Origin of the sequence: Gluconobacter roseus NBRC 3990 (assembly GCF_006538885.1) — a bacterium.
GTDB classification, from domain to species: Bacteria; Pseudomonadota; Alphaproteobacteria; order Acetobacterales; family Acetobacteraceae; genus Gluconobacter; species Gluconobacter roseus.
The window spans coordinates 798598-818130 of the sequence record NZ_BJLY01000001.1 but is presented as its reverse complement, the minus strand read 5'-3'; the positions used below and the strand labels follow the sequence as shown (position 1 = coordinate 818130).

General features: G+C 60.4%; 19 protein-coding genes and 1 pseudogene. 10 read left to right on the top strand and 10 right to left on the bottom strand.

The genetic code is table 11. From position 1 onward, the window contains the following. Positions 1-59: 59 nt before the first annotated feature. Complete coding sequence (locus GRO01_RS03590) at positions 60-695, bottom strand: Dabb family protein (protein WP_062509399.1); 636 nt, start codon at positions 693-695, stop codon at positions 60-62. Between the two features lie 100 nt (positions 696-795). Next, complete coding sequence (locus GRO01_RS03585; RefSeq protein WP_062509215.1) at positions 796-1617, bottom strand: acyl-ACP desaturase; 822 nt, start codon at positions 1615-1617, stop codon at positions 796-798. A gap of 103 nt (positions 1618-1720) precedes the next feature. On the opposite strand from GRO01_RS03585, the gene bioB reads away from it, so the two are divergent. From bioB to GRO01_RS03565, 4 genes and pseudogenes are all read left to right on the top strand, one after another. Then, entirely contained in the window at positions 1721-2761 is a 1041-nt protein-coding gene (gene bioB, locus GRO01_RS03580) for a biotin synthase BioB (protein WP_062509217.1), read from the top strand. 123 nt (positions 2762-2884) lie between these two features. Further along, entirely contained in the window at positions 2885-4186 is a 1302-nt protein-coding gene (locus GRO01_RS03575; RefSeq protein WP_062509219.1) for an Hsp70 family protein, read from the top strand. 287 nt (positions 4187-4473) lie between these two features. Next, positions 4474-6040 (top strand): annotated as a pseudogene (locus tag GRO01_RS03570) (carbohydrate porin). A 147-nt stretch (positions 6041-6187) separates the two neighbouring features. Beyond that, positions 6188-6478 carry a hypothetical protein gene (locus GRO01_RS03565; RefSeq protein WP_062509221.1) on the top strand — a complete coding sequence of 97 codons (291 nt, stop codon included), beginning with the start codon at positions 6188-6190 and terminating at the stop codon, positions 6476-6478. A gap of 61 nt (positions 6479-6539) precedes the next feature. Here the strand turns inward: GRO01_RS03565 and GRO01_RS03560 are convergent, their stop codons facing one another. Genes GRO01_RS03560 through GRO01_RS03540 form a run of 5 tightly spaced genes read right to left on the bottom strand, consistent with a single transcriptional unit; the run spans position 6540 to position 12249 of the window. Next, positions 6540-7442, bottom strand: coding sequence for a hypothetical protein (locus tag GRO01_RS03560; RefSeq protein WP_062509223.1), 903 nt, complete (start codon positions 7440-7442; stop codon positions 6540-6542). After that, positions 7439-8395: an MlaD family protein gene (locus GRO01_RS03555; RefSeq protein ID WP_062509225.1), complete on the bottom strand. Its 957-nt coding sequence runs from the start codon at positions 8393-8395 to the stop codon at positions 7439-7441. The genes GRO01_RS03560 and GRO01_RS03555 overlap by 4 nt, the downstream gene beginning before the upstream one ends. Beyond that, the gene (locus GRO01_RS03550; RefSeq protein WP_062509227.1) at positions 8395-9114 is read right to left on the bottom strand and encodes a P-loop NTPase family protein; all 720 of its coding nucleotides are present in this window, start codon (positions 9112-9114) and stop codon (positions 8395-8397) included. The genes GRO01_RS03555 and GRO01_RS03550 overlap by 1 nt, the downstream gene beginning before the upstream one ends. Next, positions 9107-9931: an MlaE family ABC transporter permease gene (locus GRO01_RS03545; RefSeq protein WP_174787395.1), complete on the bottom strand. Its 825-nt coding sequence runs from the start codon at positions 9929-9931 to the stop codon at positions 9107-9109. Before GRO01_RS03545 ends, GRO01_RS03550 begins: the two co-directional genes overlap by 8 nt. Then, the gene (locus tag GRO01_RS03540; RefSeq protein ID WP_062509232.1) at positions 9928-12249 is read right to left on the bottom strand and encodes a cache domain-containing protein; all 2322 of its coding nucleotides are present in this window, start codon (positions 12247-12249) and stop codon (positions 9928-9930) included. Before GRO01_RS03540 ends, GRO01_RS03545 begins: the two co-directional genes overlap by 4 nt. Before the next feature lie 276 nt (positions 12250-12525). Here GRO01_RS03540 and ygfZ point away from each other — a divergent pair, with 276 nt between their 5' ends. After that, positions 12526-13338, top strand: a complete 813-nt coding sequence (ygfZ, locus tag GRO01_RS03535; RefSeq protein WP_062509401.1) for a CAF17-like 4Fe-4S cluster assembly/insertion protein YgfZ — start codon at positions 12526-12528, stop codon at positions 13336-13338. Beyond that, complete coding sequence (gene hisI, locus GRO01_RS03530) at positions 13335-13745, top strand: phosphoribosyl-AMP cyclohydrolase (protein ID WP_062509234.1); 411 nt, start codon at positions 13335-13337, stop codon at positions 13743-13745. The genes ygfZ and hisI overlap by 4 nt, the downstream gene beginning before the upstream one ends. On the opposite strand, the gene GRO01_RS03525 is transcribed toward hisI, so the two are convergent. From GRO01_RS03525 to GRO01_RS03515, 3 genes are read right to left on the bottom strand one after another with little or no spacing between them, the layout of a single operon-like run. Further along, on the bottom strand, positions 13733-14497 hold the full coding sequence (locus GRO01_RS03525) for a ribonuclease T2 family protein (protein ID WP_062509235.1): 765 nt from the start codon (positions 14495-14497) through the stop codon (positions 13733-13735). The two genes, hisI and GRO01_RS03525, sit on opposite strands and share 13 nt — an antisense overlap. After that, positions 14494-15342 (bottom strand): S-formylglutathione hydrolase, encoded by an 849-nt coding sequence (gene fghA, locus GRO01_RS03520; protein ID WP_062509238.1) that lies wholly within the window; start codon positions 15340-15342, stop codon positions 14494-14496. Before fghA ends, GRO01_RS03525 begins: the two co-directional genes overlap by 4 nt. 2 nt (positions 15343-15344) lie before the next feature. Next, entirely contained in the window at positions 15345-16460 is a 1116-nt protein-coding gene (locus GRO01_RS03515) for an S-(hydroxymethyl)glutathione dehydrogenase/class III alcohol dehydrogenase (RefSeq protein WP_062509241.1), read from the bottom strand. A 180-nt stretch (positions 16461-16640) separates the two neighbouring features. On the opposite strand from GRO01_RS03515, the gene GRO01_RS03510 reads away from it, so the two are divergent. The 4 genes from GRO01_RS03510 to GRO01_RS03495 all read left to right on the top strand — a co-directional run bounded on the left by GRO01_RS03510 (position 16641) and on the right by GRO01_RS03495 (position 19529). After that, positions 16641-17516, top strand: a complete 876-nt coding sequence (locus tag GRO01_RS03510; RefSeq protein ID WP_062509243.1) for a bestrophin family protein — start codon at positions 16641-16643, stop codon at positions 17514-17516. 77 nt (positions 17517-17593) lie between these two features. Further along, positions 17594-18181, top strand: a complete 588-nt coding sequence (locus GRO01_RS03505) for a CarD family transcriptional regulator (RefSeq protein WP_062509245.1) — start codon at positions 17594-17596, stop codon at positions 18179-18181. A 161-nt stretch (positions 18182-18342) separates the two neighbouring features. Next, positions 18343-19143, top strand: a complete 801-nt coding sequence (locus GRO01_RS03500) for an SDR family NAD(P)-dependent oxidoreductase (RefSeq protein WP_062509247.1) — start codon at positions 18343-18345, stop codon at positions 19141-19143. A gap of 5 nt (positions 19144-19148) precedes the next feature. Then, positions 19149-19529, top strand: a complete 381-nt coding sequence (locus GRO01_RS03495; protein WP_062509249.1) for a response regulator — start codon at positions 19149-19151, stop codon at positions 19527-19529. Positions 19530-19533: the final 4 nt, after the last annotated feature.

Below are 19533 nucleotides of genomic sequence, written 5' to 3'. Positions count from 1 at the left end.
CCCCTAGAATGAGGTATAAAATATCATTTCGTCAAAAGGACGGAACGCAAACCGCGCGATCAGCGGTTATGCTTGGCTTTTCTGGCCTTTGTACCCGTCTCAGCAGGCCCCACCTCAGCCGCAACACTGTAGTCGAATACGACGACCTTCTCGAGATAGGGCGCGGCAAACTCCTTGAAGGCTTCATGAGCCGGATCAAAAAACGCAGGATCCGTTACAACAGGCTTGCCAACATAATAATTCCGATCGCCTTCGGAGCGGAACGTCACGAGGAACGCCTGCTGCAAACCGGCATCAGCCCCTTCCCCACTGCTCTGAAAGCCTGTTTCAAGGCTCGCCACGACTGGCTTGCCGTCCGCACGGCGGCTGTCCTGCGCAAGATGCAGGAAACGGCCGGAAACCTCGGCACGCTGGGCTGTCGTTGAGTCCTTGGTATAGCGGAACATCACCATGTGGCGAACCGGTCCGACATGCCAGTCAGGCGCCGTGAACTGCGCGTAGCCGACCTGCTTGGCAAGCTGCTGGGCGGACAGGGTGGCAGAACTGACCATATCGGTTTTAACCGGTCCGGATGAGGCGATCGGCAGCGAATACGGATCCGCCTTTGCAGTCGGGAACTGATACAGCCCAACGGCACAGAGCGCCAGAGTGGCCCTATAGACGGCACGACGGGAGAAAAGGGCGGAAACGGTCATCTCGATCTCCGGACGCAGGGTGGAAAAACTGCTGCCTTTCATGGCACAACCGCCCCGTTTCGTCTCGTTTTTTCAGTATCCCAATGTTTCGTATCCGGATTCAGGCTTCCACAGCCTTCTGGAAAACTTTCCGGCGCCACTGCATGAGACGATAGACAACATTCGCAGCCAGCTTCTGCCAGCGCGAATGCGGCGTGAAACCGATGGTTTTGAAGATCATCGCCGTCACCCGGTCGATATGTTTGGGCTGATAAAATCCCATGGCCTTGGACATATAGGCTGCAATGCAGCGCTGGTGATCATAGGCCATGCCCGGCGGCTCGTTGGTCGTGTGGTAGGCGGATGCCAGCTCGTCGTCTTCGCTCTCAGTCACGCGGCCCAGTGCAATGCGCGTGCGCGCCCACACCCCCAGCTTTTCGCGCTTCAGGTAGCGATGCATGTGATCGTAGAACAACTTGAAATGTCGATATTCGTCGGCCGCGATCTGTTTGCAGATGGCCTTAAGCAGCGGCTCATCCGTCGCATCCGCCAGTGCCGTATAGAATGAGGACGTCCCTGTCTCGACCATACACCGCGCGATAAGCTCGCCCGTACGGGATCCACGAATGGACGCATCCACATCCGCATCGATCTTGTACGATGCGCGATAGCGATCGAACGCCTTTTCATAATCCCAGGACGGATCGGCCAGCATGGCCCAGCGGCCAAGCGCGTCTCCATGCTGCACTTCCTCGACCGCCCAGTTCTCGGCAGCCTTGCTGAAATCCGGGTCACCGACAAAGACGCGACGGAGATACTGGGCATAGTCCAGCCCGTTCTTCTCCACCACGGATGCGGCCTTTACGAGAGGAATGATATCGGGATCCACGCGGGAAGGATCAAAGGAGTTCCAGTCCATCTGATCGATATGCCAGTGTTTCATTCTGCAACCTCGTCCGTTTTCCGGCTCATCAAGAGTGACGATCAGATGACACGGTGGGACAATTTTGGGTAGGTGTGATGCAGCAACCCTTGGAGATTGATCCGTGACGGCCACCACCACGACCAAGCCAGACGTCCGCCACGACTGGACCCGCGACGAAGTCGAAGCCCTTATCAGCCTGCCTTTTCCGGAGCTGATGTACCGCGCGCAGACCCTGCACCGCCGGTACTTTGACCCTACAAAAGTGCAGATTTCCACGCTTCTTTCGATCAAGACGGGCGGCTGCCCGGAAGACTGCGCCTATTGTCCGCAGAGTGCGCTGCACGAAAAAAGCGTCAAGGCCGAGCGCCTGATGGCCGTGGAGTCCGTCATGAAGGAAGCACAGGCCGCCAAGAAGGCCGGTGCGGGCCGATTCTGCATGGGGGCCGCCTGGCGCACGCCGAAGGACCATGACCTCGACACCGTCTGCGAGATGATCGAGGGCGTGAAGTCCTTGGGGCTGGAAACCTGCGTGACCCTCGGAATGCTCGACGCCCAGCAGACCGAGCGTCTCAAAACCGCGGGGCTGGACTACTACAACCATAACCTCGACACGTCCGAGGAGTTCTACGGCTCCATTATTTCCACCCGCACTTATCAGGAGCGCCTCGATACGCTCTCGAATGTGCGCGACGCGGGCATCAATGTCTGCTGCGGCGGAATCGTGGGCATGGGCGAGGACCTGTCCGACCGTGCCGGCCTGCTCATGACGCTCGCCAACCTGCCCAAGCATCCCGAGAGCGTACCCATCAACCTGCTCGTCCGCGTCGAAGGCACCCCGCTGGGTGAGGCCGAAGCCGTCGATCCGATCACCTTCGTCCGCATCATCGCTACGGCCCGCATCATGATGCCGGAAAGCCATGTCCGCCTCGCCGCAGGCCGCGAGAACATGACGGACGAAGCCCATGCGCTGTGCTTCCTGGCGGGTGCGAACTCGATTTTCTGCGGCGAGAAACTCCTGACCACGCCGAACCCGGCCGAACACCGCGACCGCCAGCTCCTCTCCGCGCTTGGCATGTCGCCCATGGTGCAGTCCGAAGCCGAGATGGGCACGATGCGCCCCGCCGTGACGGAAGACGCCGTCTGCGAGATGGCCGTCTCCTGATCCTTGGTCCACGTCTGAAAGGGGAAGCGTTCGAAAGGGCGCTTCCCCTTTTTTATGCTTGGCCTTTGCCTGCTTCTTCCCTAAACCCACGCCCTTTGCCCAAACCGGAAGAAAGCAGAACCAATGACGGCGCCCGGACACAACCAGACCAAAATCCGCGTCGGAATTGACTTCGGCACCACCAACAGCGTGGTCGTGATCGCCGATGAAAACGGCAACACCCACCCTGCCCGCTTCGTCTTTACGGACCACGCCACCAGCGAAACCTGCCGCACGCTGCTCTGCCTGTGGATAGATCAGGACGGACGACGCCGCGTCATGAAAGATGCGATCGGACTGGACGCCATCGAGGCTTATCTGGACGATCCGGCCGAAAGCCGCCTCATCATGTCCATGAAGACCTATCTCGCGCAGGGGTCTTTCCGTGAAACGCGGGTTTTCAGCAGCGTCATGACGCTCGAAGCCCTGATTGCGCGCTTCCTGACGTCGCTCATGGACAAAGCCGGGCTGAACCCGGGCGATGTGAGTGCCACGATCGGCCGTCCTGTGCGCTTTGCGGGCGAACTGGCCGATGATTCGCTCGGTGTGGCCCGTCTGCGCGAGAGCTTTCTGGAAGCAGGCTTTCCAGAGCCCAATATCGTCCTCGAACCCGAAGGCGCAGGCTGGCGCTTCATGCAGCGTCTCGACAGGCCCGCCACCGTTCTCGTCGGCGATTTCGGCGGTGGGACCAGCGATTTCTCGGTCATGCGTTTCGATCCGCAGGGCAGTCCGCGCGTCACGACGCTGGGCCATTCAGGTGTCGGCATCGCCGGCGACCAGTTCGATTACCGCATCATCAGCCATGCCGTCGCTCCGGCACTGGGGCGCGATGCGACCTATCGCGTCATGGGTGGTCAGCCCCTGCCCGTCCCTGCCGAATGGTTCGCAAGCCTCGGCCGCTGGCACCGCCTGTCCCTGATGCGCACGCCCCAGACCCTGCGGGACATCGCCGACGTCGCCAAGACATCATCCGAACCGGAAAAGCTGCGCAGCCTGTTGCGGCTGATCGAGGATCAGGAAGGCCAAAATCTTTATCGTGCAGTTGGTCAGGCCAAAAGCGACCTGTCGCGTCAGGACAGCACTGTCCTGCGCTTCGTCCATCGCGATCTGAAAATCGAAGAAACCATCACCCGCGCCGATTTCGAAAGCTGGATCGCCCCTGATCTGGTGCGTCTGGATGACGCCATCGAAGACGCCATGCGTCAGACCGGACTTGAACCAGACGATATCGACCGGGTCTTCCTGACCGGAGGCACGTCCTTCGTTCCTGCCGTGAGAAACCTGTTTGACCGCCGTTTCGGCGCAGAACGTGTGGATGGCGGATCGGAGTTTGTCTCGGTTGCCGAAGGACTGGCCCTGATCGAGCGGGACCGGCACCTGTCCTGAAACACGCCCGGCCGCTTTCCTCCCTGACACGCCATGTCCCACAATCCGTGATTGCCCTGTCAAGGAAATATGGAATAACAGCACAAGTCTAACACTTCAAATTGCACTTTTTTATTTAGTGAAGAAAATTCCAGATTATGTGATTGGGAATTTTCTTCATTAAGGACTTTATCTTTCCCTGAAAGACCAGAAACGCGCACCCACCCTCTTTTGGGTGCTGCGTTTTGGTCTGCTTTATTTGAAGTAATGCGCCATAGTGATTATGACCGCAGGAAAGAATACCAGAAATGTCCTGTAAATATTTTTCAAAAGTCTTCCTGCAGATCAATGTTCTTACAGCTATCGCCACCGCTCCCCTGACACTTCATGCTCAGGACATCACTCCGTCATCCGCACAGACTGCTCCGGGCGCATCTGTCCGACAGCTTCCATCCACAACACCCGGCATGTCTCATCCAGCAGCCCGGACGCAGTCCAAATCGGCCACCCGTCCCCATCCACCCGCGCCATCTGCCGATCATCTCGGGGCAATCTTTGATACGGAGAGCATCTCCTCCCTCCTCAACCGCAATGACGATGCCCTGCGCCGCAGTGACCTGACAGCCGGTTATTACGTCCCGGCAGAAGCGTTCGGTCATATTGCACCCCAGCTCTCGCCCTATCGGAACTGGCTGGCAGAGCGCGGTTTCAGCTTCGAGTTCTCCTACAAGGGAGAAGCCATGGCGAATGTCGGCGGCGGCATCAGCAAGGGTATGTCCTACGCCCATGAACTGACGTTCAATACACGCTGGGATCTGGGTCGGCTGCTGGGGCTGGATGGCTGGATCCTGCACGCAGTGATGATGGAGCGCGCCGGTCGCGAAGTGTCCTACGACCATGTTGGCGAGCACCACATCCTGCTGAGTGAAGTCTACAGCCTCTCAGGTCATGCGGCGGCCCATCTGGCGGACATCTATCTTGAGAAATCGTTTTTTAATAACCGCATCAACATCAATATCGGCCGCATCACGCTGACGCATACCTATGCGACCTCCGTGCTGCTCTGCACATTCATGGTGCAGTGTTCCGCGCCCCCCTGCCATCAAGGCCGACGAAGGCTGGAGCGTTTATCCGAAAGCCAACTGGGGCGGCACGCTGCGTATCAAACCCACACGTGACCTGACCCTGCGAACCGGCGTCTACCGGGTTGGCGCGCTGACGGAAAATCCCAGCGGCTGGGCCTGGGGCAGTGAGCACTCAACCGGTGTCATGCTTCCAATCGAACTGACCTGGGAGCCCTTTATCGGTCCAGACAACCTTCCGGGTCATTACAAGCTCGGCTTCGCGCATGACACGTCGCCTTATGCGGATCGGCTCGGCACCATTCCGGCAATGTTTGCAAAGGACGTGATCCACGACGCCAACAAACCGCGCGACACGTTCTATATCGAAGCGGACCAGATGGTGTATCGCAAGGGCGGACAGCATCAGATGGCAGGCGGCTACATCCTCGCCGGCTATGTGCACAATACGCCCAGCGTCTCGACGTTCTCGGATCAGGTCTATGTCGGCGCATCGCTGCTGGGGATCATCCCCCGCCGGCCGTTCGACCGGTTCGGCGTGATGTATTCCTATTACCAGATGAGCCCGGCCATCACGGTCGGTCAGCGTCTGAGACAGCTTGCGGGCATGTCCATGGGGGCCTTCGTCAACGGTCCGCAGACCCATTCGGCCATTCTGGAAGCCTATTACGGCGTCCCCATCCGTCCCGGTCTCGTGCTGCAACCGGAGTTCGAATACATGATGCGCCCCGGCCAGACCTCCGTCATTCCGAATGCAACACTGGTCGGCCTGAAGGTTCTTGGGAACCTGTAAGACAAGATCACTGATAACAGATCCGTTACTTGTGAATTAACATGAATGTTATTCTTTTACATTATAATTACCCGTTCGTGATTTGGATATAATTTCCCCTTTACATAATCTGAAGGCAGCTACTGATACCCGATAAGGAATTCTTCCATGAAAACGGTGCTCGCTTCTTTCTTCGTCCTCGGACTTCTCGGCGGAACGGCCGTCGCTCAGGATTCGAAAGTCGAAAACGCCGTTGTCAGCGCACCATCAGAAGGAAAGCCCCAAGTCACACAGGCCGCAGACACCCGGAACAGCGAGACCTGCAACCAGGTCTGGGTCAACACGGCAACCCATGTTTACCATGTACAGGGCAGCTTCTGGTACGGCGCCACTTCACATGGAAGCTATATGTGCGAAGACGAAGCCAAGCGGACAGGAAATACCCGCGGCCAGTTCTGAGTTTTACTTGAGAAAAAAGGCGTCAGAACCCGTACAATCCGGGTCTGACGCCTTTTCTTTTTCAGTCACCAGCCCCAAGGCCTGACTGATCGGCAGGCGTACCATGCACCTGCACCGTAACTTTGGCCGGGACTGATCCGGGCGCAGGAGCATCTCCCGCAGCACCGCCATTTTCCCCGGCCTGTTTCACAGCCACCTGTTTGCTGATCTGTTCTTCCTGACGAAGCGCCGTGGCCTGCGGAAGGTGTCCTGCCGCCTCGGCAGCATCAGCCGCGAGTGTAAGCGCCCGGCGCATTCCGCGATAATCCAGCGCATCCCGGCGACTCTTCACCACCGATAGCGCTCCGCTATAGGCCAGTTCCGGCTGCCTCCGAAGCAGGTTCAGGCGGGCTGTCAGTTCTTGCTGATCAACTGTCGCGCTGGTTGTATGAAATCCCGCCAGATCGTTCACACGCCGGTCCAGAACCGTGTCCTGCCTCAGGTCCGCTGCGATCAGCCCCGACAGGTAAAGCGCCCGTTCGCGGATGCCCATATCCGAAGACTGAAGGGCGCGGTCCACGGCCTGCGACGCGAATACCGTATCATGAAGCCGGTAAAGCGCAGCCGCACGGATCACGGCCAGATCGGATGTATCGGAAAAATTGCGCAGGCTCAGTGCGGCCTCTGTCGTACTCAGGCTCTGCAAAGCCTTGCGGGGCTGATCCTGCGCCAGCAGGACGGTCGCCAGATTAAAACCGGCCTCATGGATGCCCGCCGCATCGTCCCGCATCAGCGCACGATCCATGGCTGTCCGGTACTGGGCCTCGGCCTGCGAGGCCTGACCGATCTCATACACGCTTTTGCCCGTGTCCATGGCGTCTTCGTAAGGCTGGTCCGGCTTTGGACCTTTCGTCGCAGTCGATGATGAACAGCCAGCAAGCGTCAGGACCATCAGGGCGGTGCATCCCAGGAGAACCCGATTCATGGCCGCACCGCCTGCGCCGGCAGTCGGCGCGAGGGCTCCTGTTTCGCCCCGCCGCCGCCCAGCAGCCAGAGCCCCCGCAACTGATCCGTCAGCTTGCGCAGACTGCTCGCACTGGCCTCCGCCTGCGCCAACAGGGCCGGAAGCTGTGCGGTCGCCGTATTGGCGTGGGCCACGGTCTGCTGAACCTGCGGCATGCTCTGACGCAGGCTTGCCGTCGCGGCCCTGGCATTGGCCATCGTGCCGTCAGCCTTGGTCATGATTCCTCCCGCCTGTTTTTCAATGGGTCTGAGATCCGCGATGACCGTATCGAGATGAGCCAGCGCAGCATTGGCCTTGTCGAGCACGTCATCCTTGACCAGCAACCCGCCAATCGTTCCCTGTCCTTTGCGCATGTCGGTCAGCATGTCGTTGACCTGCGCCGTGATGAGCTGGACGTTGTTCATGGCCGGTACGAGCTTGTTGCGCAGATCCGTGACCGTCTGGGTAATCACATCCGCCGGGTTGGCTTCAACCGTCGCCTGCAAGACGGCATAGTCCCAGTCCAGCGGCTTGCCCTTGCCCCGACCCAGTTCGATATAGCTCGCTCCCGCCACGATCAAGCGATGGCGAATGATGGCCGTGCTGTCCTGCCGGATGAAGTTGGCGAACTGCGGGTCCAGATCCCCTTCGGCATACATCCGCCCCGTTTCGTTGAGCTTGAGGCGACGGATTTCCCCTGCGTGAACACCCATGACCTCGATGTCATTGCCGATCGCCAGCCCCGCCACGCCACTTTCCGGCAGCACGAAATGCAGTTTCTTTTCCGGCGTCAGCCACTGGCGCAGGAAACCCGCCTCTACGACGGCCACTGAGAACAGGACGATCGCGGCAAGGACAAGCAGCCCGACCCATTCATCCGCATAGCGGTTCTGAAAGAGCGGACGGGCGGTCTCGGTCTGGCGTACGCGAAACATCAGGAACCTCGCATCGAAAACAGTCCGTCATCATAAAGGCGCAGGCGGATGGTGGCGTCGGACGCATAATCCCCCCACCCGCTTTCATCCGGAGCCATCCACACGACCGCGCATCCCCGGTCCCGCAGATCGGTCACAAGAGACAGGAACGCCTCCATCAGACTGACGGACGCCCCTTCCATCGGGTGTTCCAGAAGCAGAAGCGCAGGCTCGCCCAGCATGGACCGGACACAGGCCGCGCGCTGCCTGTCCATGGAGGACAGGCGGTTTGGAGGGACGACCGGCAGGCCTGGCAGGCCGAGCCGCACGGCCAGATGCACCGCCTGGGCCTGAAGCTTTTCGATCGGCGTGCGGGTATGGTGCAGCTGTGGCCACAGGATGTTCATATGGGTCCCGTAAAGATCCACCCAACCACCTGTCATCACCACGCGACCAATCCGGCCCCGCAGTGCATTGCTGCGCCGTTCGTCCAGATCGGCCCAGTCGAGCCCCATGCAGCGGATATGCCCGTCATCGAGCGGGATCAGACCGACGCACATATCCGCAAACAGGGCCGCCTGCCCCATGTCCCGACACTCGATCAGGGCACATTCCCCCGAATTGAGACGCAGATTATAGCGGCTGGAAACCAGTCCACTTTCATCAAAGCGCGGCCGCGCATCCAGAAGCTCCAGACGGGCATCGAGCGAATTCGGAAAAACGTCGTCAGGTTCAGCCATCGAAACACACACTGAAGACCACGTTGATGGCCATGATCGACAGCATCCCGCGTGCAAATCCGCGCGGCATCATGCTCGACAGATCGTCTTCTGTCGTCACGTCCATGCCCGACAGGCACGAGCAGACGCCCACGGCATAACCGCTGAAAACGAACTTCGCCGGGATCACGAAATAGTCGATTGGCTTCACACTGCTGACGACCTGATCCAGAAACGCCCAGATCGGCATCGTAATCGCATCCTCGACGCGGCAGACCGCATAGCCAACCAGAAGTGCAGTTACGCTAAAAATGACACCGAGCGTAAAGCCGCTGATTGTCAGGGCCAGACTGCGTGGCACCAGAAAGGAAATGAACGGATCAATGCCCATCCCGGTCATGGCCCGCATCTGCCCGCCCGTCGTCAGGGTTCCCAGTTCGGTGAGCATCAACATCCCGGAGCGTCCCAGCAGGATCACCCCCACCAGAACCGGCGCGATCTCACGCACCAGCACCGTGGACAGGATGGACCCCGTCATCTGCGCCATGCCCGCAAAGCCGAGCCAGTAGACGGTCTGGGCCACGATACCGAAGCCCGTCAGCGCCGCCGTCACCAGCGTACTCAGGATCCCGCCACCCACAGCCTGATGCAGGGATGTCCAGAACTCGATCCGCACTGTCCGCCGCCAGGTCGTCAGCCGGGTGGCCTCACGCATGATGCCCCAGCCGGCACCGATCATCATGAGCGTGAAGCGCATCTGCGTGCGGGAGAAATATCCCAGATGCACCAGCATGCTCCGGACCATCGTGATCCGGTCGAAATTGCGCAGCATTTTCATCGACGGCCCGCCAGAATGAAGCTGCGGGTGATCCCGCTGTTGGGAAGGTAGAACATGCCTCTGGCGCGGAAGAGGAAATGTTCACGCAGGATCATATAGGCCTGCTCGGAGACCTGGATCGTGCCCGCATCCGGCGCGCTGCCGGTCAGGAGTTCGGCACCGTTGAGCGCATCCCCCCAGATATTGAAGACCGATGGCGATTCTCCGAGTTCGGAGGCCATGACTGACCCGACATCCATGCCAATCCGGAAGACGGGGTCCAGATCCGCCGCGGCCAGCGAGGACAGGCAGGCTTCGCGGATCGAGACCGCAGCATCCGCCAGCCGGACGGCCGCAGACGGGTCTGGCGTCTGCGAGCAACCGCCCACGAGGACGAGACGGTTGCTCACCACCTGAACCGAGAACAGCCCGCTGTCGCGCGCGATCTTCTGGATTTCCAGACTGAGAGCACGGATGACGTTCATGGCGCGCGCGATGCTGTCGCGATCCGGCGCGTAAGGGTCCACGAAGGAAATGACCATGACCGGGACCTGCGGATAGACACCCGCCGCCACCGGCTCTCCGGCTGTCGTATCCGACGGGGCCAGCAGAAAGCCTTCGTCAAAGCGCGTGTCATGCTTTTCCGCCGGAACCGTAAGGCCGGTTTTGCCGTCTTCCGCGGCCCCGTCAAACGGTTTGGCAAAGCGCAGGGCCACGATGGACGCCACGATGGCGATGATGTGTTCCATCGTCTCCGGCTGGCCCGGATCTTCCAGCACGATCGCGCCAACCGTCTTGTGCGCGTTGCGAACCGGCTGGAACAGCAGCGTATTGGCGCCTACGGCCCGCATGATGACGCGCTGGAAATTCTGCGTCCGCTCGTCCTGCGACGCATCCGCGATTGAGAGGGTATGCCCCTCTTCCAGAGCCTCGAACAGCTTGCCGTTTTCACGCTGACTGATCTCGACACCCGTGCTGTGCACGTCACGCGCGGGATCGAACGCATCCTCGCAGAGCAGGCGATCCCCATCGGGCAGCAGTCGCCACAGGCTGGCACGCCGCGCGCTGGTCCGGGCCGTCAGGGCTTCGGTCAGGATCGGCACTTCATGCGCGGGATCGAACAGATCCGGCGTGCTGGCGATTTCCAGTAACGAGGCATTCTCCGCCCTGACCTGATCCCGTCCTCGCTGAAGCCGTTTGCGCAGGCGCTCCACATGCCGCCCCTGCGCAACCAGCGCGAGCGCCAGAATGGACGCCAGTCCGACGACCAGCAGCGAGAACCCGATATTCTGCCGCCGCGCCGTTTGGGCGAAATCGGCAAAATCGCTCTCCGGGGCATTCAGCAGCAGAACCCAGTGCCGGTGCACGAAAGGCAGTTCAGACGCAATGGTGACGTAATTCCTGCCCCGCGCCTGCACCACGCCCGTGCCCGGCCCCTTGATGCGGAAGCGGTTGAGCGCATGGGTAAAGACGGGCTGTGTCTTGGGATCGAGGAACACATTCCCCGGATCGAAAGTCTTCGGGTCCTGCCCCACCGCAACATTGTGCCCGGCGATGATCTGACCGTGCATGTCCACGATCACGGCCTGCCCACTGCGCCCAACCTGAAGCTTGTTAAGGAAGGACGTCAGCTGGTTCAGCGAGATATTGATCGCAAAAACCGATTTGTGTCCGTCATGTCCGTCAAAGGCGAGCGAGGCCGTGATGATGAACTGATGCGTCGAAATATAGGCGTAGGGATCGGTCCAGTGGAGCTGCCGCTCCGGATCATTCTGATGCTTGACGGCTTTTGCGAACCACGGGCGGGTGACGACATTATAGCCGTCCGCCGGGTCTGCGCCTTCGCCCGTAACGTTGCCGTCCTTGTCCGTATAGACGTGGTGATAGACCTGCTTGCCATTATCGGTCTGGAAATGGGTCTGCTCGAACCCGTCCTGACCGTGGCGCGTGATCATCCAGAACTGGCCCTGATCATTCGCGATATAGAAGCTGTCTACCTGTGGCGTATGCGTCAGGATCGAGCGGCCATAGAGCATGAACGTGTCGGGCGTGGCATTCGTCAGCGGATCGCGGAACATGTCCTGTGCGATCAGGGCGCCAATGGAGGCCGGGGCGAGATAATCGCTGACCTCCTGCGTCACATAGCGCTGCTGGCTGCGCAGAAGGTCATTGGAGAGCGAAATCGCGCCCCTGCGGGTCGTCTGGTAGTTATGAAGACTGATGCCCGTAATCGCGGCGATGACCAGCAGCACACCCACAAGCGGCCCAAGGATCTGGAAGATCCGGCGGCGGTCGCTGGCAGGGCTCTGGGTGGGGTCCACGATTTCGGCGGCTGACAACGTCTTCTCTCTCCGGACAGGCACGGGGTCGCGGAACAGGGCCGTACTACCGCGATACGGCAATATCCCCCGAGTACTGCCAGACTGCAACCCGCAGCCATGATCTGAAACAGAGGCTTACATCAGAAATTCATCATTTCTACATGATCTGTCCAACCGACTTTTGAGCATGCTGGTCCAAGGCAGATATGGCGGCCCGCAGATTTCACCGTTATGGTCAGGCAGTTTTCCAACATGGTGGTTTTGCTGGAAACCGTCGAAACTGCGGTGTCATACATGCACGGATCTCTCTCCCACCGCGCCGTCCTGTCTTTTACGGGATCGGACCGGACCAGCTTTCTTCAGGGCCTCATCACGAATGACGTCCAGGATCTGACGCCCGCGACGGCTGTCTGGAGCGCGCTGCTCACGCCGCAGGGACGCTGGCTGAGCGAGTTCTTCCTGTATGAGGCGCCGGACCGGATCCTGATGGACTGCGCGGCAGACCATGCCAACATGCTCGTCAAACGCCTGTCACGCTTTCGCCTGCGTGCAGATGTGCAGATCGAGAAGACGGATCTGCGCGTCATAACCGGTGCGGACAGCCACTCCGTGCCACCGGATGCCCTCAGCAGCGCGCCCGATCCGCGCTGTGAGGGTGCAGGCTGGCGGGCCATCGTGTCCGGAACGGATCAGAGCGGCGAGACACCATCCGCGTTTCTCGAACGCCGCCTCCTGCTTGGCCTGCCCGACGTCATGGATTTCGAGAGCGAGCAGACGCTGGCGCTCGAAGCCGACATGGATCTTCTGCACGGCGTGTCCTGGAAAAAGGGCTGCTATATGGGGCAGGAACTCACCGCCCGCACCTATTACCGCGGTCTCGTCAAGCGCCGCCTGCTCCCGGTTGTCCTGTCGGAGGGCACTTTCTCCGACGAAGGCGGCGTCATCGTTTCCGGCGAGCGCGAAGTAGGCGACATCCGCTCCCGCAATGGCAATCGGGCACTCGCCATGCTGCGACGTGACGCCTGGTCCGCATCGGACCTGACATGCAATGGACAGCCGCTTTCTGTAGCGTGGCCCGTCTGGTTTCCCGAGGAGATGCGTTCGTGACCTATGTTCCCCCCGCCCCGTCCATTGTCGATGACATCATCGCGCAGGTGAAGTTCGACGCGCACGGCCTGATTTCCGCGCTGGCGCAGGCGCCGGATGGTGTGGTGCTGATGCTGGCCTGGATGAACGCAGATGCCCTGCGTGAGACGCTTCTGACGGGCCGTGTCTGCTACTGGTCCCGCAGCCGCCAGAAGCTCTGGCGCAAGGGCGAGACCTCGGGCCAGCAGCAGAAGCTCATCGAAGCCCGGCTGGACTGCGACATGGACGCCGTTCTCATGATCGTCGACCAGACCGGCGTGGCCTGCCACACCGGTCGTCGGAGCTGTTTCTATCACGGGGTGACGCCGGACGGGCTGCGCGATACCTCGCAGCCCGAAATCAGCGCCGAAGAGCTTTACGGCCGCTGATCGGCCGCAGACGGCGCCGTCCAGCCCGGCACGAGGAACGTGGCCGGGCAGCCATTCTGATCGTCCGGTGAGGACAGGTAAGCCCCTTCATACGGGAAGCGCGAGAGCTTCTTCGGGTCCAGCGTGAACCAGAGCTGTGTCAGCACCATCTGGCCGTTATGGGCCGGTTCGCAGCGGACCTGAAGGGCCCGACTGTCCCGGACGTTCATCAGACGTGCGAAGGTGGCCAGCATGTCATCGCGGTTGACCTGAAATCCGGACTGTTGCGCCAGCCACAGCCCGAAGGCCGAAGCCGCGAACCGGTCCCGCATTTCCATGGACGTGATGAAGAAGCGATCCGCATCATAGCCAAAGCAGCGCGCATGCTTGGTGTATTCATGTACGTAAAGCGGCTTCTTCAGATGCGGCACAACACCGCGAAGCGCCTCGACTGTTGTCGGCAGGAGCTGCGGCGGGGTGTCGTTGTGATCATAAAGATCACAGCCTTTGGACCACCATTCCTGCACCGGCACGCCCTGTGCTTCCAGAGCATGCGGTTCGGACGCCCAAAGCCCGTGCAGACCGATCGAGATGCGATGTGTCTGGTCCCATTCACATCCACCGCCCGTGGCACAGAAACCCGGCTGCCAGGTCAGGGCCAGCGTGTCATGCCGGAAATCGGTATGGGCCGTGGGCGTGATCGAAGGCCCGGTTGGAGCCTGCGAGACACAGCCTCCCAGCAGGAAAAGAGCGACAAGAACGGAACGCTTCACGCGGAAAGCCCTTTGGCATGGTGGGTCAGATGGTCGGCGATGAAACTCTGCACGAACCAGTAGGAATGGTCATACGCGGCATGACGACGGAGTTCGAGAGACTGTTTGCCTTCTCTCGCCGCGTCCTCCAGCGCATCCGGGCACAGATCGGCCAGATACTGGTCCATCAGCCCCTGATCCACGAGAATGGTGGACGGATGCTTATGCCCCGAGCGCAACAGGAGCGTCGGGTCGCAGCTCTGCCATTTCGCCGGATCGCCGCCGAAATACGCATCAAACGCTTTCTGTCCCCAGGGCACGATGCTCGGATGGCAGATCGGCGCGAAAGCCGAGACGGTCTTCCAGCGATCGGGATATTTCAGCGCCTGTAATAGTGCCCCCATGCCGCCCATGGAATGTCCCATGATACCGCGCCGGGCACCATCCAGCGGATAGAGCCGCTCCGTCAGCGCGGGCAGCTCTTCCCCGACATAGGTCTCCATCCGGTAGTGATGGCTCCAGGGCTCGGACGTGGCGTTGATATAGAAGCCCGCACCCGATCCCAGATCGTAACTGTCGTCCTCACCTTTTGTCCCCGTATGGCGCGGGGACGTATCGGGAGCCACCAGCGCGATGCCATTCTCGGCAGCAAAGCGGATGGCGTTGGCCTTGATGAGGAACGTCTCCTGCGTCGCGGTCAGCCCGGCCAGCAGATGAATGACGGGGACTTTCTGCCCCGCCAGAGCTTCTTTCGGAAGAAAGATCCCGAACGTCGCCGGAACGCCAAGCGCCTGCGAATTGTGCCGGACAAAGCGCAGTGAGCCGTCAAAACAGGCGTGATGCGCCAGAACTTCGATGTCGGACATGCTCAATACTCCACGACGGTGCGGATGCTTTCACCGCGGCTCATCATGTCGAAGCCCAGATTGATGTCAGCGAGCTTGAGCTTGTGGGTGATGAGATCGTCGATGTCGATCCGGCCTTCCATGTACCAGTCCACAATCTTCGGCACGTCGGTGCGCCCACGCGCGCCACCGAACGCAGAGCCGATCCAGCGGCGTCCCGTCACGAGCTGGAACGGACGCGTGCTGATTTCCTGCCCTGCCCCGGCCACGCCGATGACACAGGACACGCCCCAGCCACGATGCGCGCTCTCCAGCGCCTGACGCATCAGCGTCGTATTGCCGACACACTCAAATGTGTAGTCTGCACCGCCGCCCGTCATCTCGATCAGATGGCCGACGAGGTCTCCATCCGGTCCGAGATCCTTCGGGTTCACGAAGTCGGTCATGCCGAACTTGCGGGCCATGGCCTCGCGTCCCGGATTGATGTCGATGCCGATAATCCGGTTTGCCCCGACCATTTTGGCACCCTGAATGACGTTGAGCCCGATGCCACCCAGCCCGAACACCGCAACCGTTGATCCCGGCTCGACCTTGGCCGTGAACAGTACGGCGCCGATCCCAGTCGTCACACCGCAGCCGATGTAGCAGACCTTGTCGAACGGCGCGTCGGGCCGGATTTTCGCCAGCGAGATCTCCGGCAGGACCGTGAAATTCGCGAACGTAGAGCAGCCCATATAATGGTGGATCGGCTGACCTTTATAAGAGAAGCGGGACGTGCCATCCGGCATCACGCCCTTACCCTGCGTGCTGCGGATGGCCGTGCACAGATTGGTCTTGCGTGACAGGCAGGACGGACATTCCCGGCACTCCGGCGTATAGAGCGGAATGACGTGATCGCCGGGTTTGAGGTGCTTTACTCCAGCCCCGACCTCACGGACGATCCCCGCGCCCTCATGCCCGAGAATGGCCGGAAACAGGCCTTCAGGATCCTGACCGGAGAGCGTGTACTTGTCGGTATGGCACAGCCCGGTCGCCATGATCTCGACCAGCACTTCCCCGTCACGCGGGCCTTCGAGCTGAACCGTGTCGATTTCCAGCGGCCTGCCGGCCTCGAACGCAATGGCTGCGGTCACGTCCATAACATCAGTCTCCTCTCAAAAGTGCAGACACTGTGTCGTATGGGACAGGCGTGCGGCAAGAGGCGGTTCTGATCGCTGCAAAAGAAAGTAAAGTGACAGACACCCTTTGCTGTTGGCCCCCGGCAGACTTCACAGCTAGGCTTTGAATGGACTTTTCCATCCATCCGAGGAGACAGCCGTTTGATCGTCAACCGTCCGCATGGACTGGCCATTCTGTTCCGGGAATCCCTGCCACCTTTGGTCATCCTGACGCTGTGGGACTTCGTCGTGGTCGTCCTGTTCCAGATCTATCATCAGGACTGGATGGAACAGCCGTCGCTCCCGATTTCCCTGATGGGCTCGGCGCTCGCAATCTTCCTCAGCATGCGCAACAACGCGGCCTATAACCGCTGGTGGGAAGGCCGGACTCTTTGGGGCGCGATCACCAATAACTGCCGCTCATTCGGTCGTGAAACCGCAACCCTTCTGGGCGGACGTCCGGATCTGGCCCGCGCCATGGCCGCCTATCCGCATGTCCTGCGCGCAGCGCTGAGGGGCGATCCGCCCAACGAGGACACGAAAAGGCTGCTGACGCCTGAGATGTACGAGAAGGTGTTTTCCTGCTCGAACACGGCGAACATGCTGCTCTATCAGATCGGTCTGGGCGTGCGGGACGAGGTCGAACTCAAGGGAATCGATGGTGCGGTGCATGGTACGGTGGACCGCATCCTGTCCGACATCGCCAACGCGCAGGGCGGACTGGAGCGGATCAGGAACACGCCTCTCCCCGCGCAGTATTCCATGCTGCCGGAGATTGCGACGCATCTGTTCTGCATCATCCTGCCCCTTTCGGCGGTGCAGACGCTCGGCTGGATCACGCCGCTGGGCTCCAGCATCATTGGCATGCTGTTCCAGATGCTCGATCGCAGCGGCCGCGACCTTCAGGAACCCTTCAAGAAGAGCGTCCACGCCCTGCCCATGCTGACGATGGCCCGCACGATCGAACGCGACCTCCTGCAACCGATTGGCGATACGCCGCCCGACCCCATCCAGCCGATCCACGGCGTGCAGCCCTGACGGCATAGCGCGCCACAGGGCACCCCTCCTGCGAACGGGCAAGACAGGAGGGGGTTTTTCTGCTATAACCTGCGGCTATGAACACGTTCAAAAGCCCCCAGAAGGGCGGCATGACCGATGAAATGGCTCGTGTCGCCGCCAACAACACGGCCCGTCAGACCGATCCGGACCACGAGACCGACCCCTTCCGCGAAGGTGACTCCATTGTCTACGCCGCCCATGGCGTCGGGCGCGTGGACAAGATCGGCATGGTCGAAGTCGCCGACACCTCGATCGAAATGATCCAGATCTCGTTCCCCGGCAACCAGATGACCCTGCGCATCCCGCTGGCCAAGGCCCGCAAGGCCGGCCTGCGCAAGATCGTCACGCGTGACATCGTCGACAAGGCAATGACCGTCATCAAGGGCAAGCCGCATGTCAGCAAGGGCATGTGGGCCCGTCGCGCCGTGGCCTATCAGGAAAAGATCAACTCCGGTGACCTGATCCAGATTGCCGAAGTTCTGCGTGACCTGCGCCGCAACGTCGACAGCCTTGATGGCAGTTTCTCCGAGCGCAAGCTGTTCGAAGCTGCACAGGAACGTTTCGTTGCTGAAGTCGCGGTTCTGGAAAATGTCGACCCGGCACAGGTTCTCGAAAACCTGACCAAGACCATGAAGGCCGCCTGAAGCGCCATTTGAAAACTGCTCACTTCTCCAATATGGACCTGTAATGTGGTTTTCTTCGCATCCCGGACGGGGTCTTCTGCGTTGGCGAGGAAGATCCCGTTCACCGATGTGTTTCAAACCACATTTTCAAACCTGCAGTTCACAAGGAGAGGTGAGGCCACATGCCTGCCCCTTACAAAGACCGTTTCGCCGGCAAAAAAGTCCTCGTCACCGGGGCGTCCCAGGGAATTGGAGAGGCCACAGCGCTTCGTTTTGCCGAAGAAGGTGCGCAGGTCGCCCTTAACGGCCGCAAGGAAGACAAGCTGATCGCAGTCCGCGAGAAGCTTCCCAAGGTCTCTGGCGGAGAACACCCGATCGCCACGGGTGACATTTCCAAGGAAGAAGACGTCAAGCGCCTGGTTGCCGAGAGCATCAAGGTCATGGGTGGCCTGGACGTGCTGGTCTGCAATGCAGGCTATCAGATCCCCTCGCCGTCCGAGGACATCAAGCTCGAAGATTTCGAGGGCATGATGGCCGTCAACGTGACCGGCGTGATGCTGCCCTGTCGCGAAGTCATCCGCTACTGGCTGGAGAATGGCATCAAGGGCACGATCATCGTGAACTCCTCCGTTCACCAGATCATCCCCAAGCCGCATTATCTGGGCTATTCCGCGTCCAAGGGTGCCGTCGGCAACATCGTCCGTACGCTGGCGCTCGAATATGCCGGCCGTGGCATCCGCGTGAACGCCGTGGCTCCGGGAGCCATTGTGACGCCGATCAACATGTCCTGGGTCAACGATCCCGAACAGTACAAGGCTGTTGCAAGCCATATCCCGATGAAGCGCCCGGGTGAAAGCCGCGAAATCGCGGACGCCATCACCTTCCTTGCCGCCGAGGACAGCACCTACATCACGGGCCAGACCCTGTATGTCGATGGCGGTCTGACGCTTTATGGCGATTTTGAAAAGAACTGGTCCTCATAAACCCTATGGTCCCTTCCCTTACCGTTCTGCTGATCGAAGATGATTTCCTCATCCGAACCTGTCTGGCAGAGTTCCTGCTGGATAGCGGCCTTACGGTGAGGGAAGCAGACAACTGCACCGAGGCCCGTGCTATTATCGGCGCGGAGCCCCGGCTTGATGCCCTCGTGGCTGACATGACTCTCCCGGACGGGGACGGCATGAGCCTCGTCAATCCGGCCCGCGAACGATGGCCGAACCTTCCAGTTATCTATATCAGCGGCCACGGCGATCTGCGACGCGATGAGACATCCGGCGATCCCGCACGGGACCGTTTCATCTCCAAGCCTTATACGCTAGCAAGTATTCTGGAGGCCCTTCAGGACATGACATCGACGGCCTCGGACTAGGAGA

Bases quoted from the DNA above. Each gene is read 5' to 3' on its own strand.
- GRO01_RS03590 (WP_062509399.1), bottom strand. From the start codon at position 695: ATGACCGTTTCCGCCCTTTTCTCCCGTCGTGCCGTCTATAGGGCCACT.
- GRO01_RS03585 (WP_062509215.1), bottom strand. From the start codon at position 1,617: ATGAAACACTGGCATATCGATCAGATGGACTGGAACTCCTTTGATCCT.
- GRO01_RS03575 (WP_062509219.1), top strand. From the start codon at position 2,885: ATGACGGCGCCCGGACACAACCAGACCAAAATCCGCGTCGGAATTGAC.
- GRO01_RS03565 (WP_062509221.1), top strand. From the start codon at position 6,188: ATGAAAACGGTGCTCGCTTCTTTCTTCGTCCTCGGACTTCTCGGCGGA.
- GRO01_RS03560 (WP_062509223.1), bottom strand. From the start codon at position 7,442: ATGAATCGGGTTCTCCTGGGATGCACCGCCCTGATGGTCCTGACGCTT.
- GRO01_RS03555 (WP_062509225.1), bottom strand. From the start codon at position 8,395: ATGTTTCGCGTACGCCAGACCGAGACCGCCCGTCCGCTCTTTCAGAAC.
- GRO01_RS03550 (WP_062509227.1), bottom strand. From the start codon at position 9,114: ATGGCTGAACCTGACGACGTTTTTCCGAATTCGCTCGATGCCCGTCTG.
- GRO01_RS03545 (WP_174787395.1), bottom strand. From the start codon at position 9,931: ATGAAAATGCTGCGCAATTTCGACCGGATCACGATGGTCCGGAGCATG.
- ygfZ (WP_062509401.1), top strand. From the start codon at position 12,526: ATGCACGGATCTCTCTCCCACCGCGCCGTCCTGTCTTTTACGGGATCG.
- fghA (WP_062509238.1), bottom strand. From the start codon at position 15,342: ATGTCCGACATCGAAGTTCTGGCGCATCACGCCTGTTTTGACGGCTCA.
- GRO01_RS03515 (WP_062509241.1), bottom strand. From the start codon at position 16,460: ATGGACGTGACCGCAGCCATTGCGTTCGAGGCCGGCAGGCCGCTGGAA.
- GRO01_RS03505 (WP_062509245.1), top strand. From the start codon at position 17,594: ATGAACACGTTCAAAAGCCCCCAGAAGGGCGGCATGACCGATGAAATG.
- GRO01_RS03500 (WP_062509247.1), top strand. From the start codon at position 18,343: ATGCCTGCCCCTTACAAAGACCGTTTCGCCGGCAAAAAAGTCCTCGTC.
- GRO01_RS03495 (WP_062509249.1), top strand. From the start codon at position 19,149: ATGGTCCCTTCCCTTACCGTTCTGCTGATCGAAGATGATTTCCTCATC.